The organism is Vulcanococcus sp., assembly GCF_044369115.1.
Classification (GTDB): domain Bacteria; phylum Cyanobacteriota; class Cyanobacteriia; order PCC-6307; family Cyanobiaceae; genus Vulcanococcus.
Genome location: NZ_JBIPMN010000194.1, coordinates 1 through 4,380 on the forward strand (window position 1 = coordinate 1; position 4,380 = coordinate 4,380).

The following is a 4,380-nucleotide window of genomic DNA, read 5'->3' on the forward strand; positions in this document are numbered from 1 at the left end:
GAGTGTAACCACACTGGTTTCAGCGGGCAGATGGAAAGCAGGCTTCAGCAGGCGAGCGTCGGTTACGAATGCCTGCAAATAATCCCAGCGGGCAGGCCGAAAGACGCTTGCATTTTGATCGCGCACAATGCGACTATGGGCCGAGTTGCAACCAGCGATGCTACCGCAATCGATTGATAGAATCTCAGCATCTCGACCATGCATGGAAGCAAATAGAGCGCTGTAAAAACCTTCCGCTGAGCCCACATCAGCAAAGCGCCTTGCAGTTAGCGCATAGCGAATAAAATTGCGTACCTCGCGACGCATATACCAGGCATTCGCTTGGTGGCGGAAGACATTGTATGTTCGCAGGAATCCACCCTCTGGAGAGTCGAGGATTTCCGGGCAATAGATCGGGAAGTAAGCATCGTCACCCGCCACGAATATACGATTGGGGCTCCAGTCCTTGTTCCGATGCTGATCGGCGCAGAGCTCTTCGCGCCACAAGGCCGGAATCTTACGGATAAAACGTGCCAAAAGAAGAGCCCGGTCTCCTCCTATGGCGTGGAGGCTATTGCGCCCAATCGATGCAAGGGAAATCATGGAGCCAATTTTACAGAGGAAGGACCAGGCATAAGAAGAAAGCGACTCCATTGCCGCGCGCAGAGGCAGATGTCCCATGCGGTGGCATGGGCAATGGATCGCCGCGAAAGTTCTGTTCTGTAACCAACACAGGCAATTAGATGATCTAGAACCTCGGTCCAGATCTGGCAATCGCCAGCCGGCAGCAGCTCCCCGGCGGCTCCCTCCTTTAGCACCTCTCGACAGGCCGGCACATCACTGGCCACAATGGGCAGGCCGGCGGACATGGCCTCGATCAAGGCGATTCCGAAGCCCTCGGCTGTGGTGGTGGAGAAGGCAAACACGTCGGCCTGGCCCAACAACTCAGGGATATCGCTGCGGTATCCGAGGAACACCTCAGCGGGATTCATCCCCAACTCGGCTGCTATCGCCTCCAGCCGAGGCCGCTCTGAACCATCGCCCACCAGCTGAAGCGCCCAACCGGGCTGGCGGGCAGCAGCAAAGGCCCGGATCAGGGTGGCCTGGTCCTTGATCGGATCGAGCCGGGCCACCATCAACACCCGGCGCGGATCGCCAGGGGGGCGCTGGACACGGGCTGCGGCAGCACGCTTGGCGATGGCGTTGGTGTCGCAGCCATTGGGGATCACCATCCCCAGGCGCAGGCCGCGCGGCAGGGGCTGCAGGCTCTCCACGATCGCCTGCGTGCAGGGCACGGCCACCACACCCAACCGCTGAAACCAACGCAGCAACCGGTGCGAGGTACGCAGCCGTTGGGGGTCTACCGGTGCGGTGTTCCCCAAGTGAACTGCCAACCGCCGCACCCCAGCCAGCCTGGCGCCAAGGGCCAACCACAACATGGGCCGGCTGCAGGGGTAGATCAGCAGCGCATCAGGCCGGGTACGACAGCAGAGCTGGAAGCTGCGCCAAGCCAGCTTGGGGCCATCGCAGTAGTGCCACTGATGCAGGGCCTGCAACGTACCCTCGCGCTGCAGCTGCTCAAAGGCCGGCGCCATCTCCTGCGCACTAGGATCGGCATTGAGCAGCTCGCTATGCACGCCGGCGGGAGCATGGCGAATCAGTTGCAGGGCCAACGCTTCGATGCCTGCGGCGTGGAGACCACCGAGAACATGAAGAACCCTCATCCCAACCCCAGCTCCTCGCCATAGGCCTCCGCCATCGCCGCCACACTGAAGCGGTCCAGGGCGTGCTGGCGGGCGGCCTCCGCACGCTGCTTGGCTGCCGCCGGATCGCTGAGTACCTGGCGAATGCCAGCAGCCAGGGCCTCGGGATTGCCAGGCTCTACCAGCAAGCCGCAGCGTCCGCCGTCGAGCACCTCCCAGCAGGCGCCCACATCACTGGCGACGATCGGCACGCCGGCGGCCATGGCTTCTACCAGGGCGATGCCAAAGCCTTCATCGGGGCGAGCGGAGAACACAAACAGATCCATCTCGGCCAGCAGCGCCGGAATGTCGCGACGGCTCCCCAGCAGCCGCACCCCACCACTGAGCTTGAGCTCAGCACTGAGTGCTTCAAGCTCGAGCCGCCGGCTCCCTTCACCGATCAGCCACAGCTCCACCACCAGGCCTTGATCGCGAAGGAGGGCCACGGCTTTGATCAGGCTGGGCTGATCCTTGTGGCCCTCCAACCGCGCCACCATCGCCAACCGTGGCGGCTGGTGGACTTGGCCGGATCGCTGCACGGCGGTAAAACGCTCCAGATCGCAGGCGTTGTGGATTGCACGGGTTTCACGGGTTCGCACGCCAAAGTCGCGCACTGTGGCGTTACGGATGTACTCCGAGCAACAGAGCAGCCGCTGGGTGAACGGACGGCCCAGCAGCCTGAACTTGCAAAAGGCATTGCCGGTCCACACCGGCGGCAGGTTGCCCACATGGCCGCAGACGCGACGCACACCGGCGGCTTGGGCGCCCATAGCGATGAAGGCATGCCAGCCCAGGGGAAAACTGAGCACCGCTGTGGGCCGCAAGCGGCGGCAGAGCCTGAAGCTGAGCCAGGCCAGCCGTGGGTAGCGGGCCAGGCCGCCGCCGAGCTCAACCGTGTGGATTGGAATGCTCAGGGCCTCAAACTCCGGCCGCAGGTCGGTGGGTTGGTCGGACAGGCAGAGCAGCTCCACCGCCACCCCCTGCTGCCGCCAATGACGGGTTAGCTGCAACGTCAGCTGGGGGCAGCCTTCGGCGACCAGGGAGGTGAGGACAATCAGCAGGGGGTGGGAGGAATCGCTGCTGTCCGCAGTCATACCTGTGGCCGATAGCACTGGTCAAAGTGGACCCTGCCAGCCGGGGAAATGACAGGGATATAACCATATCCAGCCATCATTTGATCGATATCAGATGATTGATCTAAAGAGCTAGCACGCCCTGGGTTCACCTCAACGATTACTTTGCGGCAGCGTTGCTCCTGGAGCAAGGTGCTCATGCCGCTGAGGACCATGCCCTCAAAGCCTTCAACATCAATCTTCACAACCAGACGCTTGGATTGGTGGGCGGCCGCCATGGCCGGCCAGCCTTTGAGATTGTGGGCGTTCAAGAGCGTGTCAAGAGAGATACTTGGAACAATCACAAAGTTTTCGCAAGCCCCATGAGAGGGTGCTATGGAGTTGCCGCCGGAATGGGACACATGGCCAACCTGAAACGGCAAGAAACCACTTGCTTCCGCAGCAGCGGCCAACATGCACACAGGCTGAGCACAGCTACTGAGTAAGGAGCAGTTTGCCAGTAAGTCGATGAACTCTCTTCCACTCGCCTCTAGGGCTAGAACAGCCGAGCAGTGCGGAGCGGCAAAACAAGTGGTGAGACCAATGTTGGCACCAACATCGATAAAACCATCATCAGGCTGAAGATCAGCCAAGAGATCCATCACTTCATCATTGCCGTAGCGTGCTGCTAGCCAGAAAGTGCTATCCGCAAAACGCGCCTTGAGATAGGGTCCATAGCGGGATCGCACAACAATGCCATCGAGCAATAGGGATGCCAGCTGGGCAAGGCGATACTTTCCCCGCTTGATCGGGCAATAAGCCAGGTAGTTGAGCAGGGCTTCTGCCGCCCATCGCCTGATCATGAGTCGCGCTCTCCAAAAGCAAGGCCTTGGAGCACATTGAGAACTTGGGGCGCTACAATACGAACATCGAAACGCCGCTCCGCCTCTCGCCGGCAATCCGAACGATTGAGCGCAGAAAGCTGGCCCACAGCCTCTGCAAATACTTCAGCGCATGGCTCTTCGGAGTCACAGAGGAAACCCGTGCGCCCATGCTCAAGCACTTCGGGTGTGGACGCCCGATTCGTGGCAATCACAGGAGTGCCGCACGCAAGTGCCTCCACCATCACAATACCAAAAGGTTCATCCCAGCGAATCGGGAACAGCAATGCTTGAGCACCACCCAGAAGCTCCTGTTTCTGGTCATCATTCACGGGGCCAATCCAGCGGATCTGCTCACCATCCAGATGAGGTTCCACGTGCTCTCGGAAGAACAGCTCGCCACCTTCTTCCTTGGAGATGTTGCCAGCGATTACCAATCGGCGGCCCGACAACTTGGAAACCTGGATGGCAATGTCTATACCCTTATTGCGCGTCAGCCTGCCCAGGAAGGCTAAATAACCAGCATCACCAGCACCTGGACTATAGGCCTGCGTGTCAACTGGGTTGGGGATGACGATGCAGGGTCTAGAAAACTGGGCATGGGCCTTCTGGTTTTGACTGATGCACTGGAACCCGGCCCGCTTACGCATCCGTCGCTCAGCGAAGTCGATTTGGCGCTGATCGACAGGATTTTGAAAGCAGTGAAGCAGAGGCATTCCTGCCTTT

At 60.2% G+C, this 4,380-nt stretch carries 5 protein-coding genes; all 5 read right to left on the reverse strand.

Going from position 1 to position 4,380, the window contains the following annotated elements:
• Positions 1-582: hypothetical protein (locus ACIQ2E_RS12765; protein WP_398331168.1), on the reverse strand; the 582-nt coding region annotated here is incomplete at its 3' end.
• The gene (locus ACIQ2E_RS12770) at positions 579-1,703 is read right to left on the reverse strand and encodes a glycosyltransferase (protein WP_398331171.1); all 1,125 of its coding nucleotides are present in this window, start codon (positions 1,701-1,703) and stop codon (positions 579-581) included. The genes ACIQ2E_RS12770 and ACIQ2E_RS12765, both read right to left, overlap by 4 nt.
• Positions 1,700-2,815, reverse strand: a complete 1,116-nt coding sequence (locus ACIQ2E_RS12775) for a glycosyltransferase (protein ID WP_398331174.1) — start codon at positions 2,813-2,815, stop codon at positions 1,700-1,702. Before ACIQ2E_RS12775 ends, ACIQ2E_RS12770 begins: the two co-directional genes overlap by 4 nt.
• Positions 2,812-3,636 carry an FkbM family methyltransferase gene (locus ACIQ2E_RS12780; protein ID WP_398331177.1) on the reverse strand — a complete coding sequence of 275 codons (825 nt, stop codon included), beginning with the start codon at positions 3,634-3,636 and terminating at the stop codon, positions 2,812-2,814. The genes ACIQ2E_RS12775 and ACIQ2E_RS12780 overlap by 4 nt, the downstream gene beginning before the upstream one ends.
• Positions 3,633-4,380 (reverse strand): glycosyltransferase (locus tag ACIQ2E_RS12785; protein WP_398331180.1); only part of this gene is annotated, 748 nt, incomplete at its 5' end. The genes ACIQ2E_RS12780 and ACIQ2E_RS12785, both read right to left, overlap by 4 nt.

Coding starts and splice junctions, on each gene's coding strand:
- ACIQ2E_RS12770 (WP_398331171.1), bottom strand. CDS start 1,703: ATGAGGGTTCTTCATGTTCTCGGTGGTCTCCACGCCGCAGGCATCGAA.
- ACIQ2E_RS12775 (WP_398331174.1), bottom strand. CDS start 2,815: ATGACTGCGGACAGCAGCGATTCCTCCCACCCCCTGCTGATTGTCCTC.
- ACIQ2E_RS12780 (WP_398331177.1), bottom strand. CDS start 3,636: ATGATCAGGCGATGGGCGGCAGAAGCCCTGCTCAACTACCTGGCTTAT.